The sequence below is a fragment of the Pseudomonas sp. 22515 genome (assembly GCF_052044625.1).
GTDB classification, from domain to species: Bacteria; Pseudomonadota; Gammaproteobacteria; order Pseudomonadales; family Pseudomonadaceae; genus Aquipseudomonas; species Aquipseudomonas alloputida.
Genome location: NZ_JBQENN010000028.1, coordinates 30,073 through 48,387, shown reverse-complemented (window position 1 = coordinate 48,387; position 18,315 = coordinate 30,073). Strand labels below are relative to the sequence as shown.

The following is an 18,315-nucleotide window of genomic DNA, read 5'->3' as shown; positions in this document are numbered from 1 at the left end:
CCTGACACCTCTTGCACAACAAATATTATGGTATACCATCAGACAACAAGAGCTGATAACCCTCACCAGGAGCCATCCATGAGTTTCGAAATCCGCAAGATCGTCACCTACTCCGAAGAGACCCGCATCGAAGGCGGCAAAGCCACCGACAAGCCGGTGACCATGGTCGGCCTGGCCGTCGTGATCAAGAACCCATGGGCCGGTCGCGGTTTCGTTGAAGACCTGAAGCCGGAAATTCGCGCCAATTGCTCGGAGCTGGGTGCCCTGATGGTCGAGCGCCTGACTGCTGCCATTGGCGGCGCCGACAAGATCGAGGCCTACGGTAAGGCCGCCGTCGTCGGCGCCGATGGCGAAATCGAGCACGCCTCGGCCGTCATCCATACCCTGCGCTTCGGCAACCACTACCGCGAGGCGGTACAGGCCAAGAGCTACCTGAGCTTCACCAACAAGCGCGGCGGCCCAGGCACTTCGATCCAGATCCCGATGATGCAGAAGGACGACGAAGGCCTGCGTTCGCACTACATCACCCTGGAAATGCAGATCGAAGATGCCCCGCGTGCCGATGAAATCGTCGTGGTCCTGGGCGCAGCCGATGGCGGCCGCCTGCACCCGCGCATCGGCAACCGTTACATCGACCTGGAAGAACTGGCTGCCGAAAAAGCCAACGCTCAATAACAACAACCAAGACGGGCCGGGGCGTGGCGTGCTTACCCGCCGCGCCCGACCTTCAAGGAGCGCCCTCCATGATTCAGCCTGTCGCTGAACGCACACCTGCCGGCACCAGCTATCTGGATGTCGGCCAGGGCCAACCCGTGGTGCTGATCCACGGCGTGGGCCTGAACAAGGAAATGTGGGGCGGTCAGTTCGTTGGCCTGGCCAACGACTACCGCGTCATCGCCTACGACATGCTCGGCCACGGTCAAAGCCGCGTACCGGCCGCCGACACACCGCTGGAAGGCTATGCCGACCAGCTCGCCGAACTGCTTGACCACCTGCAAATTGCACAAGCCACCGTGATCGGCTTCTCCATGGGCGGCCTGGTTGCCCGTGCGTTCGCCCTCAATTACCCGCAGCGCCTGGCTGCACTGGTCGTGCTCAACAGCGTGTTCAACCGCACCCCCGAGCAAAGTGCCGGGGTGATCGCCCGCGCTGCCCAGGCGGCGGAGCTGGGCCCAGACGCCAACGTCGATGCTGCCCTGGACCGCTGGTTCAGCCGTGAATACAAGGCTGCCAACCCGGCGCAGGTCGCCGCCATTCGCCAGGTGCTGGCGAGCAACGACCCGCAGGGTTACCACACCACTTATTCGCTGTTCGCCACTCAGGACATGTACCGCGCCGACGACCTGGGCAGTATCCAGGTGCCGACGCTGATCGCCACCGGCGAACTCGACTCGGGCTCCACCCCGGCCATGACCCGCCAGCTCGCCGCCAGCATTCCTGGCGCACGCAGTGTGGTCCTCGCCGAGCAACGGCATATGATGCCAGTGGAAGCACCGCGTGAAGTCAACAAGATGCTGCTGGACTTCCTCACCCAAGCCCGCACCCTCACCGAATCCGCCAAGGGGATTGTTGCATGACCCTCGTTCGTTTCCAGATGTGCATCGACGGCCAATGGCGCGATGCCCAGAGCGGCAAGACCTTCGACAGCCTCAACCCGGCCACCGCCCAGGCCTGGGCGCAACTGCCCGACGCCGATGAAGCCGATGTGGAGCTGGCCGTTCAGGCCGCCCAGCGTGCCTTCGACAGCAAGGCGTGGCGCAGCATTACCGCCACCGCGCGCGGCAAGCTGTTGCGTCGTCTGGGTGACCTGATTGCCGAGAACAAGGAGCACCTGGCCCAGCTGGAAAGCCGTGACAACGGCAAGCTGATCCGCGAAACCCGCGGTCAGGTCGGCTATCTGCCGGAGTTCTTCCACTACACTGCGGGCCTGGCCGACAAGCTCGAAGGCGGCACCCTGCCGTTGGACAAACCCGACCTGTTCGCCTACACCGTGCACGAGCCAATCGGCGTGGTTGCCGGGATCATCCCGTGGAACAGCCCGCTGTACCTCACCGCGATCAAGCTGGCGCCGGCCTTGGCTGCCGGCAACACCATCGTGCTCAAACCGTCCGAGCACGCCTCGGCAACCATCCTCGAGCTGGCCCGACTGGCCCTTGAGGCCGGCTTCCCGGCCGGTGTGGTCAACGTGGTCACCGGCTACGGCCCCAGCACCGGCGCGGCGCTGACCCGCCACCCGCTGGTGCGCAAGATCGCCTTCACCGGCGGTGCCGCCACCGCCCGCCACGTGGTGCGCAGCAGTGCCGAAAACTTCGCCAAGCTGTCGCTGGAGCTGGGCGGCAAGTCGCCGAACATCATCTTCGCCGACGCCGACCTGGACAGCGCCATCAATGGCGCCGTGGCCGGCATCTACGCCGCGTCCGGGCAAAGCTGCGTGGCCGGTTCGCGCCTGCTGGTGCAGGATGAAATCTTCGACGTGTTCGTCGAGCGCCTGATTGCCCGCGCCAAGCGCATCCGCATCGGCAACCCGCAGGACGACGCCAGCGAAATGGGCCCGATGGCCACCGCGCAACAGCTGGCAGTCGTCGAAGGCCTGGTGGCAGCAGCCAAGGCCGAAGGCGCAAAACTGCACATGGGCGGAAAGCGTGCCGACGTTGAAGGTGACGGCTGGTTCTACGAGCCGACCCTGTTCGAGTGCGACAGCAACGCGATGACCATCATGCAGGAAGAAGTGTTCGGCCCGGTCGCCGCGGTGATCCGCTTCAAGACCGAAGAAGAAGCGCTGGCCATAGCCAACGACTCGCAATTCGGCCTGGCTGCCGGCATCTGGACGCGCGATCTGGGCCGTGCCCACCGCCTGGCCCGCGACGTGCGTTCGGGGATCATCTGGGTCAACACCTACCGTGCCGTGTCGGCCATGGCACCGATAGGTGGTTTCAAGAACAGCGGCTACGGCCGTGAGAGCGGCATCGATTCGGTGCTGGCCTATACCGAGCTGAAGACCGTGTGGATCAACTTGTCCACCGCGCCGATGCCCGACCCGTTCGTGATGCGCTAAGAGGAACACGAGATGATCGAACCCGGCATCTACAAAGACGTGATGGGCTCCTTCCCATCCGGCGTCACGGTAGTGACCACCCTGGACGCCGACGGCGGCATCGTCGGCATCACCGCCAGTGCATTCAGCGCGCTGTCGATCGACCCGGCGCTGGTGCTGTTCTGCCCCAACTACGCCTCCGACACCTACCCGATCCTGCGCGACAGCAAGCAGTTCGCCATCCACCTGCTGTCCGCCGACCAGACCGCCGAAGCCTATGCCTTCGCAGGCAAGGGCAAGGACAAGGCCAAGGGCGTGGAGTGGCACCTGAGCGAGCTGGGCAACCCCCTGCTGGCCAAGGCTACGGCGATCATCGAGTGCGAGTTGTGGCGCGAGTACGACGGCGGTGACCACGCGATCATTGTCGGCGCGGTGAAGAACCTGGTGTTGCCGGCCGAGCCGGTGACCCCGATGGTCTACCACAAAGGCAAGCTCGGCGCCCTGCCGCCGCTTGGCTGATACATCTTGAAGTCGGTGTTGGCCGCTTCGCGGGCTCGCCCGCTCCCACAGGTATCGCACAGATCCTGGAACCCGTGGGAGCGGGCAATCCCGCGAAAAAGCCAACACCGATGACCCTGTTTTCAGGGGTCGCGCTAATCGTCTCACCCTCGGTTGCGGCCCCTGTTTTATGCCGGAGTACTGCACATGAGCAATGAAAAGTACGAAAAGGGTCTGAAAATCCGCACCCAGGTGCTGGGCGAGGACTACGTCAACCGCTCGATCCAGAACGCAGATGAGTTCACCAAACCGTTGCAGGAGCTGGTCACCGAGTATTGCTGGGGTCACGTCTGGGGCCGTGAAGGCTTGTCGCTGAAAGAGCGCAGCATGATAAACTTGGCCATGATTTCCGCGCTCAACAGGCCCCACGAGCTCAAATTGCACATTCGCGGTGCCCTGCGCAATGGCCTGAGCCGTGAACAGATTCGCGAAATCCTGCTCCAGGTCGGCATTTATTGCGGCGTACCCGCGGCGGTGGACAGTTTCCGCCTGGCCCGTGAAGCCTTTGCCGAAGCCGATGCGGAGCAAACCCGTTAACAACGGGCTGTTCGAACCACTGCATGGAAAGCCTCGGTTCGAGGCATTCCGCGATGTTGGCGCAACAGCCTCATAAAGAGCGCACCTGATGAAACGCCAGCCACTCGACGACAGCTTCAAGGTCAACCGCAATCCCGTTACTCTGCGCGAAATCGTGCTCGACAAGCTGCGCGCCGCTATCATGAACTTTCACCTGCTGCCCGGCGACCGCCTGGTCGAACGCGACCTGTGCGACCGTCTCGGCGTCAGCCGCACTTCGGTACGTGAAGCGCTGCGTCACCTGGAGTCCGAAGGCCTGGTGGAGTTCGCCGACGCCAAAGGCCCACGCGTGGCCATCATCACCCTGGAAGACGCACGTGACATCTATGAGCTGCGCTGTGTGCTCGAAGGCCTGATCGTGCAACTGTTCACCCTCAACGCCAAGGCCAAGGACATCCGTGCGCTGGAACGCGCGCTGGAAGTGAACCGCGAGGCACTGGAAGAAGGTGAGCTGCAACAGGTACTGGATTCGGTACAAGGTTTCTACGATGTGCTGCTGGAAGGCTCCGGCAACCAGGTGGCGGCCCAGCAGTTGCGCCAGTTGCAAGCACGCATCAGCTACCTGCGCGCCACCTCGGTATCGCAGGAAAACCGCCGCGGCGCCAGCAACCGCGAAATGGAAAAGATCGTCGAGGCAATCAAGAGCGGTGACCCGCTGGTAGCCCACCAGGCCTCGGTCGACCACGTCCGCGCCGCCGCCAAGGTGGCCTTGGAATACCTGCGCCAGAAGCAGGATGACAACGCCAAGGTGCGCGACATTGTCGAACCCTTGGCCCTGAAGGAACCCCGCATAGGTCGCTGATCATGCCCAATGCCCCGCGCTACTGCCCGCACTGCACCACGGAACTGGCCCGGGGCGTTCCCACAGGCGATACCCACGAACGCCTGCATTGCACCGGCTGCGGCTACATCCATTACATCAACCCCAAGATCATCGCCGGCTGCATCATCGAGCGCGATGGAAAGTACCTGCTGTGCCAGCGCGCCATTCCCCCTCGCCCCGGCACCTGGACCTTGCCTGCGGGGTTCATGGAAGCTGGCGAAACCACCGAGCAGGCGGCGCTGCGCGAGGTATGGGAAGAAAGCGGCGTACGTGCAGACATCGTCTCGCCGTATTCGATCTTCAGCGTGCCAAAGATCAGCGAGGTCTACATCATCTTCCGAGCCATCGTCACCGAAGAAACCGGGCAGTACGGGCCTGAGACGCTGGCGTACAAGTTCTTCGAGCCGGATGAAATCCCCTGGGATGAGATCTACTACCCGGCCATCCGGCAAATTCTCGAACGCTACATCCTCGAGCGGCAGGCCGGGGTGTATGGCATTTACATGGGCAATGATGACACCGGCAAGGTGCACTTCATGCGCTAGCCGGTACGGCCTCTTCGCGGGTGAACCTGCACTCACCCGGATTGCGCAGTTACCGAGGCTCGTGCAGTGGCACAGCCCCTCACAAAACCCTCGCCAACGGTCTATTCTCGGTGCACCCTAAGGGCCTTGAGAAAGAGGACCGGCAAAGCACATGGCTAGATGGCTAGATGGCGGCGGGCTAATGGCCGAACGCATCCGCAACCACGACTGGGCCACCACCCCACTGGGCCCGCTGGAACATTGGCCCGACGCCCTGAAAACCACGATGGCTCTGTGCCTGGCCTCGCGCTTTCCGCAAGCCGTGCTCTGGGGCCCGGACTTGATCACCCTGTACAACGATGCCTTCACCCCGATTCTCGGTCGCAAGCCCCTGGCCTTGGGCATCCCCTTCCGCGACGTGTGGCACGAAGCCTGGGATGAAATCAGCAGCATGGCGGCCCGCGCGTTGGCCGGCGAAGCGGTTTACATCGAAGACTTCCCGCTGATGATCGACCGCAACGGCGGCCTGGAGCGGGCCTATTTTACCTTCTGCTACAGCCCGATTCGCGGCCATGATGGCGAGATACTGGGCATGCTCGACACGGTCACCGAAACCACCGCCAGCGTGGTCACCAACCAGCGCCTGAACTTTCTCGATACCCTCGGGCGAGCCGTGACCGAGGCGACCGACCCGGACCAGATCATGGCCATCACCACCCGCATGCTGGTCGAGCACCTTGGCTTGTCCAGCTGCGCCTATGCGGTGATGGACCCCGACGAGGACGGTTTCACCATTTGCGGCGATGCGGTGACACCCGGCTCACCACGCCTGGTGGGCCACTATCACCTGCATGACTTCGGCCGCCTGGCGGTCAGCCGCCTGCGCAGCGGCCTGGCCCTGGTAATCAACGACAACCTGCGCGAACTGGCCACTGACGAGGCGGCGACTTTTCAGGCCATCGGCATTACGGCCACCATTTGCATGCCACTGATCAAGGGTGGCAGGCTGACCGCGCTGATGGCGATTCACGACCGCGTACCCCGGGTATGGACCGACTACGAGCAAACACTGATCAGCGAAGTGACCGAGCGATGCTGGGCACATATACAACGGGCCCAGGCCCATGCCGAAGTGCGCGAAGCGATGGCGGCCCTGGAAGCGCTCAACACCACCTTGGAACATCGCGTCGAAGAACGCACCACTCAGTTGCTGCACACCGAGGCCGTGCTGCGCCAAGCCCAGAAGCTGGAAGCCATTGGCCAGCTGACCGGCGGCGTAGCCCACGACTTCAATAACCTGCTGACCATCATCCGCTCGTCGCTGCACTTCCTGCAGCGCCCCAACCTCGCCGAGGAGCGCCGCGAGCGCTACCTCAAGACCATGTCCGACACGGTCGACCGTGGTGCCAAACTGACCGGCCAGCTACTGGCCTTCGCCCGCCGCCAGGCCCTCAGCCCACAGGTGTTCGAGGCCGGGCCTCGGCTGGAGGCCATGGCCGACATGCTCGACACCGTCACTGGCGCGCGCATCCGGGTCGAGCTGCAGTTACCGCAAGCGCCCTGCCACATCCGCGCCGACCTCAGCCAGTTGGAGACCGCGGTGATCAACCTGATGCTCAATGGCCGCGATGCCATGGCAGGCGAAGGTGCCTTGCAGCTGCGCCTGCAGGCCGACCAGTGCCTGCCTGCCTTGCGCGGCCAGCCTTCGCTGCCTGGCCCGTTCGCGGCGATATCGGTGAGCGACAGCGGAGTCGGTATTGCCAGCGAGTTGCTGGAGCGCATCTTCGACCCGTTCTTCACCACCAAGGCCCCGGGTGAAGGTACCGGGCTCGGGTTGTCGCAGGTGTTCGGTTTCGCCAAGCAATCCGGGGGCGATGTACAGGTGAACAGCATCCCCGGCCAGGGCACCACCTTTACCCTGTACCTGCCGCAGGAGGACTCACCTGCGGCCTTGCCCGAAGACGCCTCGGCCGGCAGCCAGCAGCAGGTACAGGGCGAGCGGCGACGAATACTGGTGGTAGAAGACAACCCCGACCTGGGCAGCTTCACGGCTCAGTTCCTCGAGGACCACGGCTACCAAATCAGCTATGCGCGTTCGGCAGAAGAAGCGCTGGCGCAGTTGACTGGCCCGGCAGGTGATTTTGATGCGGTGTTTTCCGATGTGGTCATGCCCGGCATGGGTGGCTTGGCACTGGCCCGCGAACTTCGCCGCCAGCGCCCGCAGTTGCCGGTGATCCTTACTTCGGGCTTTAGCGATGCGATTGCCGAAGGCGGGCACCAAGGGTTCACCTTCCTGGCCAAACCCTACTCGGCAGAACAGGTGTGCCAGATGCTCGGGCAAGTACTCGGCCACTGATACTTGTCGCAATGGACGATCAACGGCGCCCTTCTGCCAGCATGCGCACCGCCAGCCCCGCCAGCACCGTTCCCATCAACCAACGCTGAACCTGTTGCCACAGTGGCCTGCCAGCCAGGAACACGGCGATGGAGCCGGCCATTATCGCAATCAGCGCGTTGAACGTAACGCTGATGGCGATCTGCGTCGAACCCAGCACCAGCGACTGCAACAGCACGCTGCCGTGGCCCGGTTCGATGAATTGCGGCATAAGCGACAGGTACATGACGGCAATCTTGGGGTTGAGCAGGCTGGTGGCAAACCCCATGGTGAATAGCCGCCGCGGGCTGTCGGCGGGCAGTTCACGGAGCTGGAACGGCGATTGGCCACCCGGCCGCAGCGCCTGCCAGGCCAGGTACAACAGGTACAGCGCGCCACCGATGCGCAGCGCGTCGTAGGCAAAGGGTACTGCCATCACCAGCGCCGTAATGCCCATTGCCGCGCAGAACATGTAGATGACGAAGCCCAGAGCCACACCGCCAAGCGAAATCAACCCGGCTTGACGGCCCTGGCAGATCGAGCGGGAAATCAGGTAGATCATGTTCGGCCCTGGGGTCAGGACCATGCCGAGGCAAATCAGGGCGAACGTGAGCAGTTGCGTGGTTTCGGGCATGGGGCACTTCCTGGTTGTGCATGAGGGTGCAGCGAGTGTATCTGAAGTCATTCTGAACCGATAAATTCAGGTCATTTGCCCGGCTATCAAGCCCAGGGCGACGGTAATCATCGCCATCCCCGACACCCGCCCAACCAGCTTTGCCGCCCCCGGCCGGGTGCTCAGCACCGCTTTGGCGCCATAGCCGACCAGCGTGTAGATCACCAGCGAACTGCACAGGTGGACCAGCCCCAGCAACAAGATCTGCAACGGTACGGGCCAGCTCGACTGCGGGTCGGTGAACTGCGGCAGCAGGGCCAGGAACAGCAGGAATACCTTGGGGTTCAGGCCGCTGACGCAAAAACCCTTCAACGCCCAGCGCGAGCCCGACTCCCCCGCGCCGCCCTGCCCGGCCGCCGGCAAGGATGGGCTGAGCAACAGGTTACCGCCCAGCCACAGCAAATAGGTGCACCCCGCCAGGGTCAGCAAGGTCAGCGCCAACGGGTGACCAGCCAGCAGGCTGCCAACCCCGGCCGCCACCACCAGCGTGGCCAGGAAATGCCCCGACAACATTCCCGCCACCGCTGGCATCACCCAGCGACCGCGCATGCCTGCAGAGATGGCATACGCCCAATCTGCACCCGGGGTAATCACGAACAGCATCGACACCGCCCAGAACGCCGTCAGCACACTGATAGCCACTTGAATCTTCCTTATCTACTGCATTGGGATGTCGAAAGATTACGGATTTCGCTCGGGGATATTCTTTCGTATATTTCCCCTTGGCATTCATGAATTGGAAGATTCTTCCCAATGGATAGAACTGATCGAAAGATCCTTGCCGAGCTGCAAAAAGACGGGCGCCTGTCGGTAACCGAGCTGGCCGACCGTGTGGGGCTCAGCCTGTCACCCTGTCATCGGCGCTTAAAGGCACTGGAAGAGTCCGGAGCCATTCTGGGCTATCACGCACGGCTGGCACCGAGCGCCCTTGGGCTGAACTTTGCCGCGCTGGTATTCGTGACGCTACGCGAGGTAACCCGCCAGCCGGTGGCGGACTTTGAAACGGCACTGGCGCAGATCCCGCAGATTGTCGAAGCGCAGCGGCTGTTCGGCGACCCGGATTACCTGCTGCATGTGGTAGCCAAGGACCTGCCGGCGTTTCAGAAGCTGTATGACGAGCACCTGACCAGTATTCCCAATGTGAAACGCTTGAGCTCGACCTTGGTGATGAAGGAAGTGCTTCAGGATCGGCTGCTACCCATGTAGCTGTTTCTTCGTGTGCCGGCCCCTTCGCGGGNCCCGCGAAGAGGCCGGCCCAGGCAACCTTTCATCTGCCCTGAAAACGCGCACATCGCACCAACCCAGCCCACCGTGATCCGGTTGCCACCCCCGCCGCCCCTCTACCCCAAGGCCTTCAGCCAGCTGGCACTCTCCTTGCTACCGTCACCCGCTTAAGCTTTTGTCAGCCTTAGTTTTTTTAACGCTTATGGGCACATATTTACTAATTTCTCGTTATCCCCGCGCCCCTCATCATCGCTCCAACAAGAACGCGTCGCCCACCGCCGGCACGCCCCCGGGCAGTTCCCAATGCCCTACCTTGCCTTGGAGTCAGTCATGACCAGTGCAGCCAATTCGGCACCCCTGATAGAAAAACACACGATCGGCTACGTGCCCCCGCAAGACCGCCATGGAAAGGTAAGGGATCTGTTCACACTCTGGTTCGGCGGCAACATCGCGCCGTTGCCCATCGTCACCGGCGCGCTGGGTGTGCAACTGTTCCACCTGAACCTGGTATGGGGCATCGTCGCCATCCTTGTCGGCCACCTGGTCGGCGGGGTGCTGATGGCCCTGCACTCGGCCCAGGGCCCGCAAATGGGCATTCCGCAGATGATCCAGAGCCGCGCCCAGTTCGGCACCCTCGGTGCGCTGTTGGTGGTGGTGATCGCCGGTGTCATGTACATCGGCTTCTTCGCATCCAACATCGTCCTTGCCGGCAAGTCACTGCATGGCGTGGTGGACGCCGTTCCGGTACCGGTGGGCATCGTCATCGGGGCGCTGGGTTCAGGCATCATCGGCATCATCGGCTACCGCTTCATCCACGTGCTCAATCGCATTGGCACCTGGGTACTGGGTATCGGTATCGTGGTCGGCTTCGGCTACATCTTCACCCATGTACAAAGCGACGATTTCCTCACCCGTGGCAGTTTCAACCTGGCCGGCTGGCTGGCCACCGTGTCGCTGGCGGCGTTGTGGCAAATCGCCTTTGCGCCCTATGTGTCGGACTACTCGCGCTACCTCCCGGCAGATGTCAAAGTCAGCTCGACCTTCTGGACCACCTACCTGGGCTCGGCCCTGGGTTCAAGCCTGTCGTTCATCTTCGGCGCCGTGGCCGTGCTGGCGATCCCGGCCGGCATGGACACCATGGACGCGGTCAAGCTGGCCACCGGCACGCTCGGCCCGATCATGCTGGTGCTGTTCCTGCTCAGTGTGATCAGCCATAACGCCCTCAACCTGTATGGCGCGGTGCTGTCGATCATCACCCTGGTGCAAACGTTCGCCTACCGCTGGATCCCCACCGCCAAAAGCCGTGCAGTGCTGTCGCTGATCGTGCTGTCGGCCTGCTGCGTGGTAGCGGTGTTCGCTTCGGCAGACTTCATCGGCCACTTCGTTGACATGGTGCTGGTACTGCTGGTGGTGCTGGTGCCGTGGACGGCGATCAACCTGATCGACTTCTACGCCATTCACAAAGGTGACTACGACATCCAGTCGATCTTCCAGGTCGATGGTGGGATCTATGGGCGCTACAACCCGCAGGCCCTGATCGCCTACGCTGTGGGTATCGTGGTGCAGATACCGTTCATGAACACCCCGCTGTACGTCGGGCCGATTTCCGAGCACATCAACGGGGCTGACCTGTCGTGGCTGGTAGGGTTGGCGATCACCTCGCCGCTGTACTGGTGGCTGGCGAGCCGAGACAGTGCCTACCGTCGTCGGCAGACCAGCGCCAAGCTGGCAGCAGTGGCTTGATCGGTACTGGCCTTTCGCAGCAAAAGATGAAACGGCGGGGTGCAGGCGTCCGAACGCCTGGTGCAATTCAGGCGGGAAACAGCGAACCCGTCGATTGGGAGTGAATGGCAAAAAGTGGGCCGGCGCCAGAAGGCCGGCCCATTTCGCTATTCAGAAGTTGAAGGTGTAACGCATGATCAAGCGATTTTCATTAGCGCTGTCAGCGTAGGTCGAGCGGTTCGTGGAGTTTCGCCATTGGAACGAAACACCCTTCGCCGGCCCACTCTGAATGACATAAGAGATATCAGTGACCCGCTCCCATTCTTTGCCCTCCTCCCCGTTAAGGCGGAGTGAAGCGGCTTGGCGGCTCTTCAGCAGATCAGGATCAACATCATCACCTTTCATGTACCGGGTGGTGAACAGCAAGCCAGGTACACCCAACGCAGCGAAATCAAAGTCGTACCTTGCGAACCACACCCGCTCCTCAGGGGCAGTGAATGTACTGACCAGCGATTCGCCGAACAGGTAGGTATCCGTGCCGTTCACGAACGCAAACGAGGTGTCGCCCCAAGCCTTCTGGTAACCGCCACCGAGGGTGTGTCCCTTGATGCTGTAGGCGAAGTAGCTACTCAGCGTTCTGTTGTCCACCTCACCCAGTTTTTTGGAGCCTGTCTCGCTGGCATCGAACACGCGAACATCCGCGATCACATTGCCTTCCCCCAACGGTTTGATGACTTTAATGCCGGCGAAGTAGGAGGTGTAGAGGTCTTCAAGCTCGGCGGCGTGCAAGCTGAAGGTCATGTCCTTCGTGGGCTTGAAGTCAAATGCCAGGTAGTTGTAGTGATCCGCCTCAACCGGGGCATAGCCCGTGGCTGTGAGTGATTCGAAATCGGTGGAATTACGCTGCTTCACGGCGTTGACCCTTATAGCCGTTACCGTCAATTTATCGATGTCGTTGACGGTCAGCGAACCACCGCGAAAGACCTGAGGCAGCAGGCGGCTGTTATTACTCCAGAGCAGAGGCATCAGAGGGTTTACCCCCCCTATCCTCAACTCCGTCTTACCCATCCTTGCTTTGGCGGTGGCCACGAACTTACCGTATTCATCCTCAACCTGCCTGTCGGAATCGTAGGCCAGCAGCCCTGATCCCGTTCTGTCCGGGCTGGAATCAAGCTTCACCCCCAGCAAGCCCATCGCATCAATACCGAAGCCCACGGGCCCTTCTGTAAAACCCGATTGCAAGTTCAAAATAAAGCCTTGCGCCCACTCATCGCGCTTGGACTGAGTGGCGCCATCATTGCGAAAATCGCGATTATAGTAGAAGTTACGGAGTTCGAGACTGCCTTTGAAGTCTTCCACGAACGCGGCAGAAGCATAAGGCGCGACCAGCAATGCTGCTGAACAAGCCAACGATTTTTTTAAAGCAATAGACATCACAGGCACCTTGTTCTTGTTGTGTGCTTGAACATGGAGCGCAGCGAAGCGCCCCATGCAATGCCAATCCTACAAATGGGTGAAGGCCCGCTTTTGCGGAATGATCGAAACAGTATCACCCTGCCCGGCGCTAAACTTGGACAGGGCGCACGCCAGGTTTTTTATTCTGAGTGAAAGGTCGTGAATGCACGCACGGGTTCACGGCCAGTAACCAACGTGTTCTCAATGCTGCCATCATCGGCATAACCCAAGCTCATCCCACAGACGAGCATTTGGCTCTTCGGTATTGCCAGCATTTCAGTGATGATGCTGTGATATTTAAGGAATGCTGCCTGCGGGCAGGTGTGCAAGCCTCTTCCCCGTGCGGCAATCATGAGGCTTTGCAGGAACATGCCATAGTCCAGCAGGCTCCCTTCCTGAAGCACGCGGTCAATTGTGAAGAACAGGCCAACAGGCGCCCCGAAGAAGCGATAATTCCGGCCGTGTTGCTCGTGCATCCTTTGTTTATCGCTTCGACTGATGCCCAACAAGCTATAGAGCCCCCACCCTACCTCCCTGCGCCGTTCGATGTAGGGAGATGTCCACTCCCTGGGGTAATACGCGTAGGGATCAGAAAAGCGTTGGTCATCAGCCGGATGGTCATCAACCTCAGTCAGTGCTGCGGACAACCGTGCCTTCATATCGCCGGTAACAACATGCACGTTCCAGGGCTGCAGGTTGACGCCTGTTGCGCTATAGCGAGCAACGTTCAGAACCGCTTCAATTTCCTCCCGCGGAACTGGGGTTGGGAGGAACGACCTGATGCTCCGACGTGAGACGATTGCCCAGTCGATCAAACGGGCAGTTTCGTCCGAACCTACCGGTGATTTGCGCAAGCGATCAATAAGCATACCTGGCACCTTTCTCTCAGCATTATGGTCAGGTCAGCTCATGGGCAACCGTGGCCTTCTTCCTCACTACAGCCGAGTCCGAGCGAGATTGGTTGATCATGGTCACTGCAACAGCCCCTACCAGGCCGGCGAGCGCAATTGCCATGAAGTTCTGCTCCAGCGGCAACGCCATCGACACCAAGGCACCAATCAAAACAGGCGCGACAATCGCCCCGACGCGACCGACGCCCGAGGCAAAACCGACGCCAGTCGAGCGGATGGTGGAGGGATAGAAATCGCCGGCGTATGCATAGGCCAGAAGCTGGGTGCCAAGGGTCGAGGCACCCACGATGAACACGACGACAAAGAGCAGTTCGGTGGAGCGGGTATATCCCAGCAACGTGAGTGCAACCGCGCCCACGACATAGAACACCACCAAGACGTGTTTGATGCTGAATTTGTCGCTAAGCCATCCACCCAGAATTGCACCGAAGATCGAACCGAGGTTGAACACGATGACGAAATTCAGGGCTGAACCGAGGCTGAAACCCGCCATGGCCATCAACTTGGTGAGCCACGAATTGAGCGCATACACCATGAACAGCCCAGTCATGAATGCCATCCAGATCATGACCGTGCTGTATCCACGGCCTTCCAGGAAAAGGCTTCGTACTGGCTTATCTTGAGCAGAGATAATCTGAGGATTGCCGACGAGCTGCGTGTCATCCGTGATCACAAGGTCAGGACGAAGGCGACGCGCGATGATTTTCAACTCGTCTTGTCGACCCTGCTTCAACATAAAGCCGATAGAGTCGGGCATTGACTTGAGAATGAAAGGAATCAAAACCACTGGCAGGACGGCCACGTAAAACACGTATTGCCAACCGTAGCTTTCGATCAGTTGTTTACCCGTCAGGGCTACCAGAATTCCGCCCACCGAATAGCCTGCGAAAACGATGGTCACCAGCCGGGTGCGAACTTTCAAGGGCGAGAACTCACCCATCTGCGCCGTACAGATGGGCAACACACCGCCGATGCCCAAGCCGGCGATAAAGCGCATGATACTGAAGGTCAGCGGGCTGTCAGTGAACCCTGCCGCAGCGGTGAAAACGCTGAACAGCGCCACACAGATCGCGATCATTTTCGGCCGGCCAATTCGATCTGCCAATGTGCCTAAAAAAATGGCGCCCAGCATTGTCCCAAACAATGCTGAGCCAGCCATTACCCCGGCGCTGGTTGCGTCAATTTGCATATCGGCCATGATGGCCGGTAAGGCAGCCCCCACCACTGCCAAGTCGTAGCCATCGATAATCAGAATTAACACGCACCAGAACAGAATAATTCCATGAAAGCGGTTAAACTTCGACTCTTCGGTCAACGTGTAAATATTCAAAGCACTCATACCGTGTCTCCTTCAATCTTATTGTTGTGTTTTTGAAGTCCACATACGTATAGCGATCTGGCACAACTCGACCACACGCACAGGTACGCATGGTTCCGCGTGTGAGTCGGGAGAGTTGAGAGGCACCAACTAGACGGCGCCCGAGAAAAATCGTAGGCCTTATGGCAAGCGCCAACCATGCCCAATGGCATCATTCTGCTTGACCGGAACGGGCAGTTTTGGAAAACCAGATGGCTTCAATCAGCGGGTGATCGGCCCAAGCGCAGAGGACTAGTCCCCTCGAGGGCTACGCAACGAGCGTCGGTAAGCACCAGGGGTGATACCCGTCCATTTTTTGAATGCCCTGTGGAACGCACTGGTTTCAATGAAGCCAACCTCTGACGCAACGCCATCCACCGTCATACCTGCCCGGCAGAGCAGACTGATGGAAATATCCCGCCTTAGATTATCTTTGAGCCGTTGGTAGGTGAAACCCTCAGCGTAGAGCCTTCGCTGTAGGGTGGAACTGGACATGCTCAAGTCGCGTGCGAGTTCATCGAGTTCAGGCCATGTGTGTGGAGAGAGCAGTTTTAGTCGCCGCCGGATCGTAATGCTCGTGCTGTCGTCGTTACGGTATTTCACAAGGAAGTTACTTGGCGTTCCCTTCAAAAACAAAGGCAGTGTGCTGAGCGTTTGGCAAACCTTGTACTCCAGAACATTCTTCTCGAAAACAGCGGAGGTTCTCTCGGCCCGCCACTCGATTTCCTCACAAAAACGCATTCGATAGTCGCTGTCGTCCTCTGGCTGAGGAGGACGCATCGATAACTTCAAAACAGGGATGCGCCTGTCGCACAGCCAACAAAGCAGACCGTGCACGAGGACCAGCCAGGCACCATAACAAAACGCCCTTCGCGACTCACCATGATCATGGATGACAATTGCAGCATACTCTCCATCGCACTCCACCGACCCATAGATGTCATCAAGGGCAGTCCTGAGAAACGCCAGAATCCGCTTGAGCGCCTGTCCAATGGTGTCGCAGCCGAGGGCCAACTGCGCCATCAGCTTGAAGCTACCTCTGCGAAGAGGGTGACTGTCTGCCGCAAAAAACTCATCGTCGAGCAAATCCGCTAACGCAATCCACAATCTGGAGAACGTACCAGCAGGTACCCTGGCATAGCGCTGGTCCAGCAGGCGTGGATCAATATGCGCGTGGCTGAGCACAGTAGCAACATCCAGGCCACGCAGTTCTGCTCCTTGAAGTGCGTCCCGCACGAGGCTGATCGACGTAGTGCCTTTGTGGGCAGAAAACTCCATCTGGGGCTCCGTTGCTAACTCGATACCAAAGGCTGCCTTGCAAAGCAGACACACCCGTAGAAGATCTACCGTACCAATATCACTGTGCCAGGTGTCAACGCCCCTTGTTTTTTATTGCAACACGTTTTGGATTACCGCCCAGAGAGGTCACAACACCTGAGGTAAGCGGGCATTGCTTCATTCTCGCCCCTGCATCCAGGATAGTCACCCCACCTGTTTAAGGCCCTTTCCATGAGTGCCAGCGAGATGTTCTGGGAGCAGTTTTCTGTCGGCCAGGCGTGGACACACCATCGAGATGAAGCGTTGGCGCAAGACGAAATCATCGCCTTCGCAAAGCAATACGATCCGCTATACATGCACACTGATCCCGTTCAGGCGCTTTCCAGCCCCCTGGGCGTACATTGTGCAAGCGGCGTGCATACCTTCGCACTGGCTCAGCGAATGCTGTGTGATGCGCTGTTTTCGGTGACGCATGTCGTGGCCGGGCACCGCATTGAAAACTTCATCATGCATCGACCTGTGAAGCCGAGAGATAGGCTCAGCCTGACGGCAAAGGTGATGAATGTCTCACAGCACGCTCGTCGAGACGATTGCGGCTGGGTCACGCTCGCGATTGCTGTGCAGGTAGCCGGCACCGGTTCGGTGTTGACCTACGACCTGACTGTGCTAATCGCACGAGCAAAATGACCCCGACGCCGATCCATTTGGCCAATCCTCATTGCTCAGAAGCCCCCAAACATCTCTCTCAAGTACCGCCGTCAGAGGGTCGCAATTGCGCGAAGCGGCTGAGCAAGCGCAGCGCGCAGGCTTTCAAATTTTGGCGGGCAGTCCAGGTACAGCGCAGTCTTCAACATCTGTGCTGTAACCTGTGGGACCGGGCACGCCCGCGAAGAGGCCAGCACAGTCAACCCACCTCTTGCATGGCAACACACAATTCAAGAAACCGCGAGGCAGCCCGCGAAGGCGTAGCCCCATGCGGCAACAGAATGGAAAAACGCCGCACCAGCGCCTGCGGCGCAACCTGCAGCCGGTGCAGCGCCCCATCTTCATGACGAATGGACATCGCCGACACAAAGCCAACCCCCATCCCGGCCCGGACCGCCTCTTTTACCCCTTCAACGCCAGCGATCTCCAGCGCCACTCGCATTGCCACGCCATCACGGGCAAACGCCCGCTCGACGATCTGCCGCACACCCGAGCCGCGTTCACGCAGTACCAAGGGGTAGGTGCCGAGCGCCGCCAGTGTCTGCTGGTCACTGCTTGCCAGGGGATGCCCACGGGGCACAATCGCCACGATCTCGTCCTCGCGCCACGGCGTCACTTGCGTACCCAACGGCAACTCCTGCCCGGGCGGCCCCTCGATCAGGGCAATATCAACACTGTCCAGGGCGGCGACGATCTCCGCCGTGTTGCCATGCGAGGTGCTGACCAGCACATCCGGATGACGCCCGTGAAAATCGGCGATCAGGTAAGGCAGCAGGTAACTGGCGGGCGTGGTACTGGCGCCGATGCGCAAGGTGCCGCGCTCCAGCCCGCGCATGGCCTCGCGCAATGCTTGGGCCTGGCGGAAGGTTTCGCGCAGGCGCTCGGCATGCGCCAGCAACTGCTGACCGGCCGCTGTCAGCCGCACGCCGCGGCCGGCACGTTGGTAAAGGGGTTCGCCAAACGCCTCCTGCAAGAGCTTGAGCTGGCCGGACACCGCCGGCTGCGACAGGTGCAGGGCTTGAGCGGCATGGCTGATGTTGCCGTGCTCGGCAACCGTGGCAAATGTTATCAGCTGTTCTGGGGTCATGATTCAAAAATATC

18 protein-coding genes are annotated in these 18,315 nt (G+C 60.3%); 11 read left to right on the top strand and 7 right to left on the bottom strand.

Features of this window, described 5'->3' with window-relative positions; genetic code table 11:
- The first annotated feature begins 78 nt into the window (after positions 1–78).
- The 8 genes from ACTJJN_RS22455 (at position 79) to ACTJJN_RS22420 (ending at position 7,871) form a co-directional block, all read left to right on the top strand.
- The gene (locus ACTJJN_RS22455; RefSeq protein ID WP_003256068.1) at positions 79–675 is read left to right on the top strand and encodes an amino acid synthesis family protein; all 597 of its coding nucleotides are present in this window, start codon (positions 79–81) and stop codon (positions 673–675) included.
- A 68-nt stretch (positions 676–743) separates the two neighbouring features.
- The gene (locus tag ACTJJN_RS22450) at positions 744–1,577 is read left to right on the top strand and encodes an alpha/beta fold hydrolase (protein ID WP_003256070.1); all 834 of its coding nucleotides are present in this window, start codon (positions 744–746) and stop codon (positions 1,575–1,577) included.
- On the top strand, positions 1,574–3,055 hold the full coding sequence (locus tag ACTJJN_RS22445) for an aldehyde dehydrogenase (protein WP_003256071.1): 1,482 nt from the start codon (positions 1,574–1,576) through the stop codon (positions 3,053–3,055). The genes ACTJJN_RS22450 and ACTJJN_RS22445 overlap by 4 nt, the downstream gene beginning before the upstream one ends.
- A 12-nt stretch (positions 3,056–3,067) precedes the next feature.
- The gene (locus ACTJJN_RS22440; protein WP_003256072.1) at positions 3,068–3,553 is read left to right on the top strand and encodes a flavin reductase family protein; all 486 of its coding nucleotides are present in this window, start codon (positions 3,068–3,070) and stop codon (positions 3,551–3,553) included.
- Positions 3,554–3,739: 186 nt separating this feature from the next.
- Positions 3,740–4,129 (top strand): carboxymuconolactone decarboxylase family protein, encoded by a 390-nt coding sequence (locus ACTJJN_RS22435; RefSeq protein WP_012052006.1) that lies wholly within the window; start codon positions 3,740–3,742, stop codon positions 4,127–4,129.
- Between the two features lie 88 nt (positions 4,130–4,217).
- Positions 4,218–4,970 (top strand): GntR family transcriptional regulator, encoded by a 753-nt coding sequence (locus ACTJJN_RS22430; RefSeq protein ID WP_014756270.1) that lies wholly within the window; start codon positions 4,218–4,220, stop codon positions 4,968–4,970.
- Positions 4,971–4,972: 2 nt separating this feature from the next.
- On the top strand, positions 4,973–5,536 hold the full coding sequence (locus ACTJJN_RS22425; protein WP_012052004.1) for an NUDIX hydrolase: 564 nt from the start codon (positions 4,973–4,975) through the stop codon (positions 5,534–5,536).
- Positions 5,537–5,687: 151 nt separating this feature from the next.
- The gene (locus ACTJJN_RS22420; protein ID WP_440781620.1) at positions 5,688–7,871 is read left to right on the top strand and encodes an ATP-binding protein; all 2,184 of its coding nucleotides are present in this window, start codon (positions 5,688–5,690) and stop codon (positions 7,869–7,871) included.
- A 19-nt stretch (positions 7,872–7,890) separates the two neighbouring features.
- Here the strand turns inward: ACTJJN_RS22420 and ACTJJN_RS22415 are convergent, their stop codons facing one another.
- The gene (locus ACTJJN_RS22415; RefSeq protein WP_014756268.1) at positions 7,891–8,523 is read right to left on the bottom strand and encodes a LysE family translocator; all 633 of its coding nucleotides are present in this window, start codon (positions 8,521–8,523) and stop codon (positions 7,891–7,893) included.
- A gap of 66 nt (positions 8,524–8,589) precedes the next feature.
- Positions 8,590–9,204, bottom strand: a complete 615-nt coding sequence (locus ACTJJN_RS22410; protein WP_064493008.1) for a LysE family translocator — start codon at positions 9,202–9,204, stop codon at positions 8,590–8,592.
- A gap of 111 nt (positions 9,205–9,315) precedes the next feature.
- Here ACTJJN_RS22410 and ACTJJN_RS22405 point away from each other — a divergent pair, with 111 nt between their 5' ends.
- Together ACTJJN_RS22405 and ACTJJN_RS22400 are read left to right on the top strand one after the other, a co-directional pair.
- Positions 9,316–9,768: an Lrp/AsnC family transcriptional regulator gene (locus tag ACTJJN_RS22405; RefSeq protein ID WP_064493009.1), complete on the top strand. Its 453-nt coding sequence runs from the start codon at positions 9,316–9,318 to the stop codon at positions 9,766–9,768.
- Positions 9,769–10,116: 348 nt separating this feature from the next.
- Positions 10,117–11,529: a purine-cytosine permease family protein gene (locus tag ACTJJN_RS22400; RefSeq protein WP_014590635.1), complete on the top strand. Its 1,413-nt coding sequence runs from the start codon at positions 10,117–10,119 to the stop codon at positions 11,527–11,529.
- 150 nt (positions 11,530–11,679) lie between these two features.
- Here ACTJJN_RS22400 and ACTJJN_RS22395 read toward each other — a convergent pair whose 3' ends face one another.
- The 4 genes from ACTJJN_RS22395 to ACTJJN_RS22380 all read right to left on the bottom strand — a co-directional run bounded on the left by ACTJJN_RS22395 (position 11,680) and on the right by ACTJJN_RS22380 (position 16,509).
- Complete coding sequence (locus ACTJJN_RS22395) at positions 11,680–12,999, bottom strand: OprD family porin (protein ID WP_003256081.1); 1,320 nt, start codon at positions 12,997–12,999, stop codon at positions 11,680–11,682.
- 104 nt (positions 13,000–13,103) lie between these two features.
- Positions 13,104–13,832, bottom strand: coding sequence for a nitroreductase (locus tag ACTJJN_RS22390; RefSeq protein WP_012051997.1), 729 nt, complete (start codon positions 13,830–13,832; stop codon positions 13,104–13,106).
- Between the two features lie 28 nt (positions 13,833–13,860).
- Complete coding sequence (locus ACTJJN_RS22385) at positions 13,861–15,213, bottom strand: MFS transporter (protein ID WP_014756263.1); 1,353 nt, start codon at positions 15,211–15,213, stop codon at positions 13,861–13,863.
- 270 nt (positions 15,214–15,483) lie between these two features.
- Positions 15,484–16,509, bottom strand: a complete 1,026-nt coding sequence (locus ACTJJN_RS22380) for an AraC family transcriptional regulator (RefSeq protein WP_004577492.1) — start codon at positions 16,507–16,509, stop codon at positions 15,484–15,486.
- A gap of 231 nt (positions 16,510–16,740) precedes the next feature.
- On the opposite strand from ACTJJN_RS22380, the gene ACTJJN_RS22375 reads away from it, so the two are divergent.
- Entirely contained in the window at positions 16,741–17,196 is a 456-nt protein-coding gene (locus ACTJJN_RS22375) for a MaoC family dehydratase (protein ID WP_004577493.1), read from the top strand.
- A 217-nt stretch (positions 17,197–17,413) separates the two neighbouring features.
- On the opposite strand, the gene ACTJJN_RS22370 is transcribed toward ACTJJN_RS22375, so the two are convergent.
- On the bottom strand, positions 17,414–18,301 hold the full coding sequence (locus tag ACTJJN_RS22370) for a LysR family transcriptional regulator (protein WP_017148269.1): 888 nt from the start codon (positions 18,299–18,301) through the stop codon (positions 17,414–17,416).
- Positions 18,302–18,315 lie beyond the last annotated feature (14 nt).

What these genes read in the sequence shown, in the direction of transcription:
- ACTJJN_RS22455 (WP_003256068.1), top strand. Translation starts at nt 79, where the DNA reads ATGAGTTTCGAAATCCGCAAGATCGTCACCTACTCCGAAGAGACCCGC.
- ACTJJN_RS22450 (WP_003256070.1), top strand. Translation starts at nt 744, where the DNA reads ATGATTCAGCCTGTCGCTGAACGCACACCTGCCGGCACCAGCTATCTG.
- ACTJJN_RS22445 (WP_003256071.1), top strand. Translation starts at nt 1,574, where the DNA reads ATGACCCTCGTTCGTTTCCAGATGTGCATCGACGGCCAATGGCGCGAT.
- ACTJJN_RS22440 (WP_003256072.1), top strand. Translation starts at nt 3,068, where the DNA reads ATGATCGAACCCGGCATCTACAAAGACGTGATGGGCTCCTTCCCATCC.
- ACTJJN_RS22435 (WP_012052006.1), top strand. Translation starts at nt 3,740, where the DNA reads ATGAGCAATGAAAAGTACGAAAAGGGTCTGAAAATCCGCACCCAGGTG.
- ACTJJN_RS22430 (WP_014756270.1), top strand. Translation starts at nt 4,218, where the DNA reads ATGAAACGCCAGCCACTCGACGACAGCTTCAAGGTCAACCGCAATCCC.
- ACTJJN_RS22425 (WP_012052004.1), top strand. Translation starts at nt 4,973, where the DNA reads ATGCCCAATGCCCCGCGCTACTGCCCGCACTGCACCACGGAACTGGCC.
- ACTJJN_RS22420 (WP_440781620.1), top strand. Translation starts at nt 5,688, where the DNA reads ATGGCTAGATGGCTAGATGGCGGCGGGCTAATGGCCGAACGCATCCGC.
- ACTJJN_RS22415 (WP_014756268.1), bottom strand. Translation starts at nt 8,523, where the DNA reads ATGCCCGAAACCACGCAACTGCTCACGTTCGCCCTGATTTGCCTCGGC.
- ACTJJN_RS22405 (WP_064493009.1), top strand. Translation starts at nt 9,316, where the DNA reads ATGGATAGAACTGATCGAAAGATCCTTGCCGAGCTGCAAAAAGACGGG.
- ACTJJN_RS22400 (WP_014590635.1), top strand. Translation starts at nt 10,117, where the DNA reads ATGACCAGTGCAGCCAATTCGGCACCCCTGATAGAAAAACACACGATC.
- ACTJJN_RS22395 (WP_003256081.1), bottom strand. Translation starts at nt 12,999, where the DNA reads ATGGGGCGCTTCGCTGCGCTCCATGTTCAAGCACACAACAAGAACAAG.
- ACTJJN_RS22390 (WP_012051997.1), bottom strand. Translation starts at nt 13,832, where the DNA reads ATGCTTATTGATCGCTTGCGCAAATCACCGGTAGGTTCGGACGAAACT.
- ACTJJN_RS22385 (WP_014756263.1), bottom strand. Translation starts at nt 15,213, where the DNA reads ATGAGTGCTTTGAATATTTACACGTTGACCGAAGAGTCGAAGTTTAAC.
- ACTJJN_RS22380 (WP_004577492.1), bottom strand. Translation starts at nt 16,509, where the DNA reads ATGGAGTTTTCTGCCCACAAAGGCACTACGTCGATCAGCCTCGTGCGG.
- ACTJJN_RS22375 (WP_004577493.1), top strand. Translation starts at nt 16,741, where the DNA reads ATGAGTGCCAGCGAGATGTTCTGGGAGCAGTTTTCTGTCGGCCAGGCG.
- ACTJJN_RS22370 (WP_017148269.1), bottom strand. Translation starts at nt 18,301, where the DNA reads ATGACCCCAGAACAGCTGATAACATTTGCCACGGTTGCCGAGCACGGC.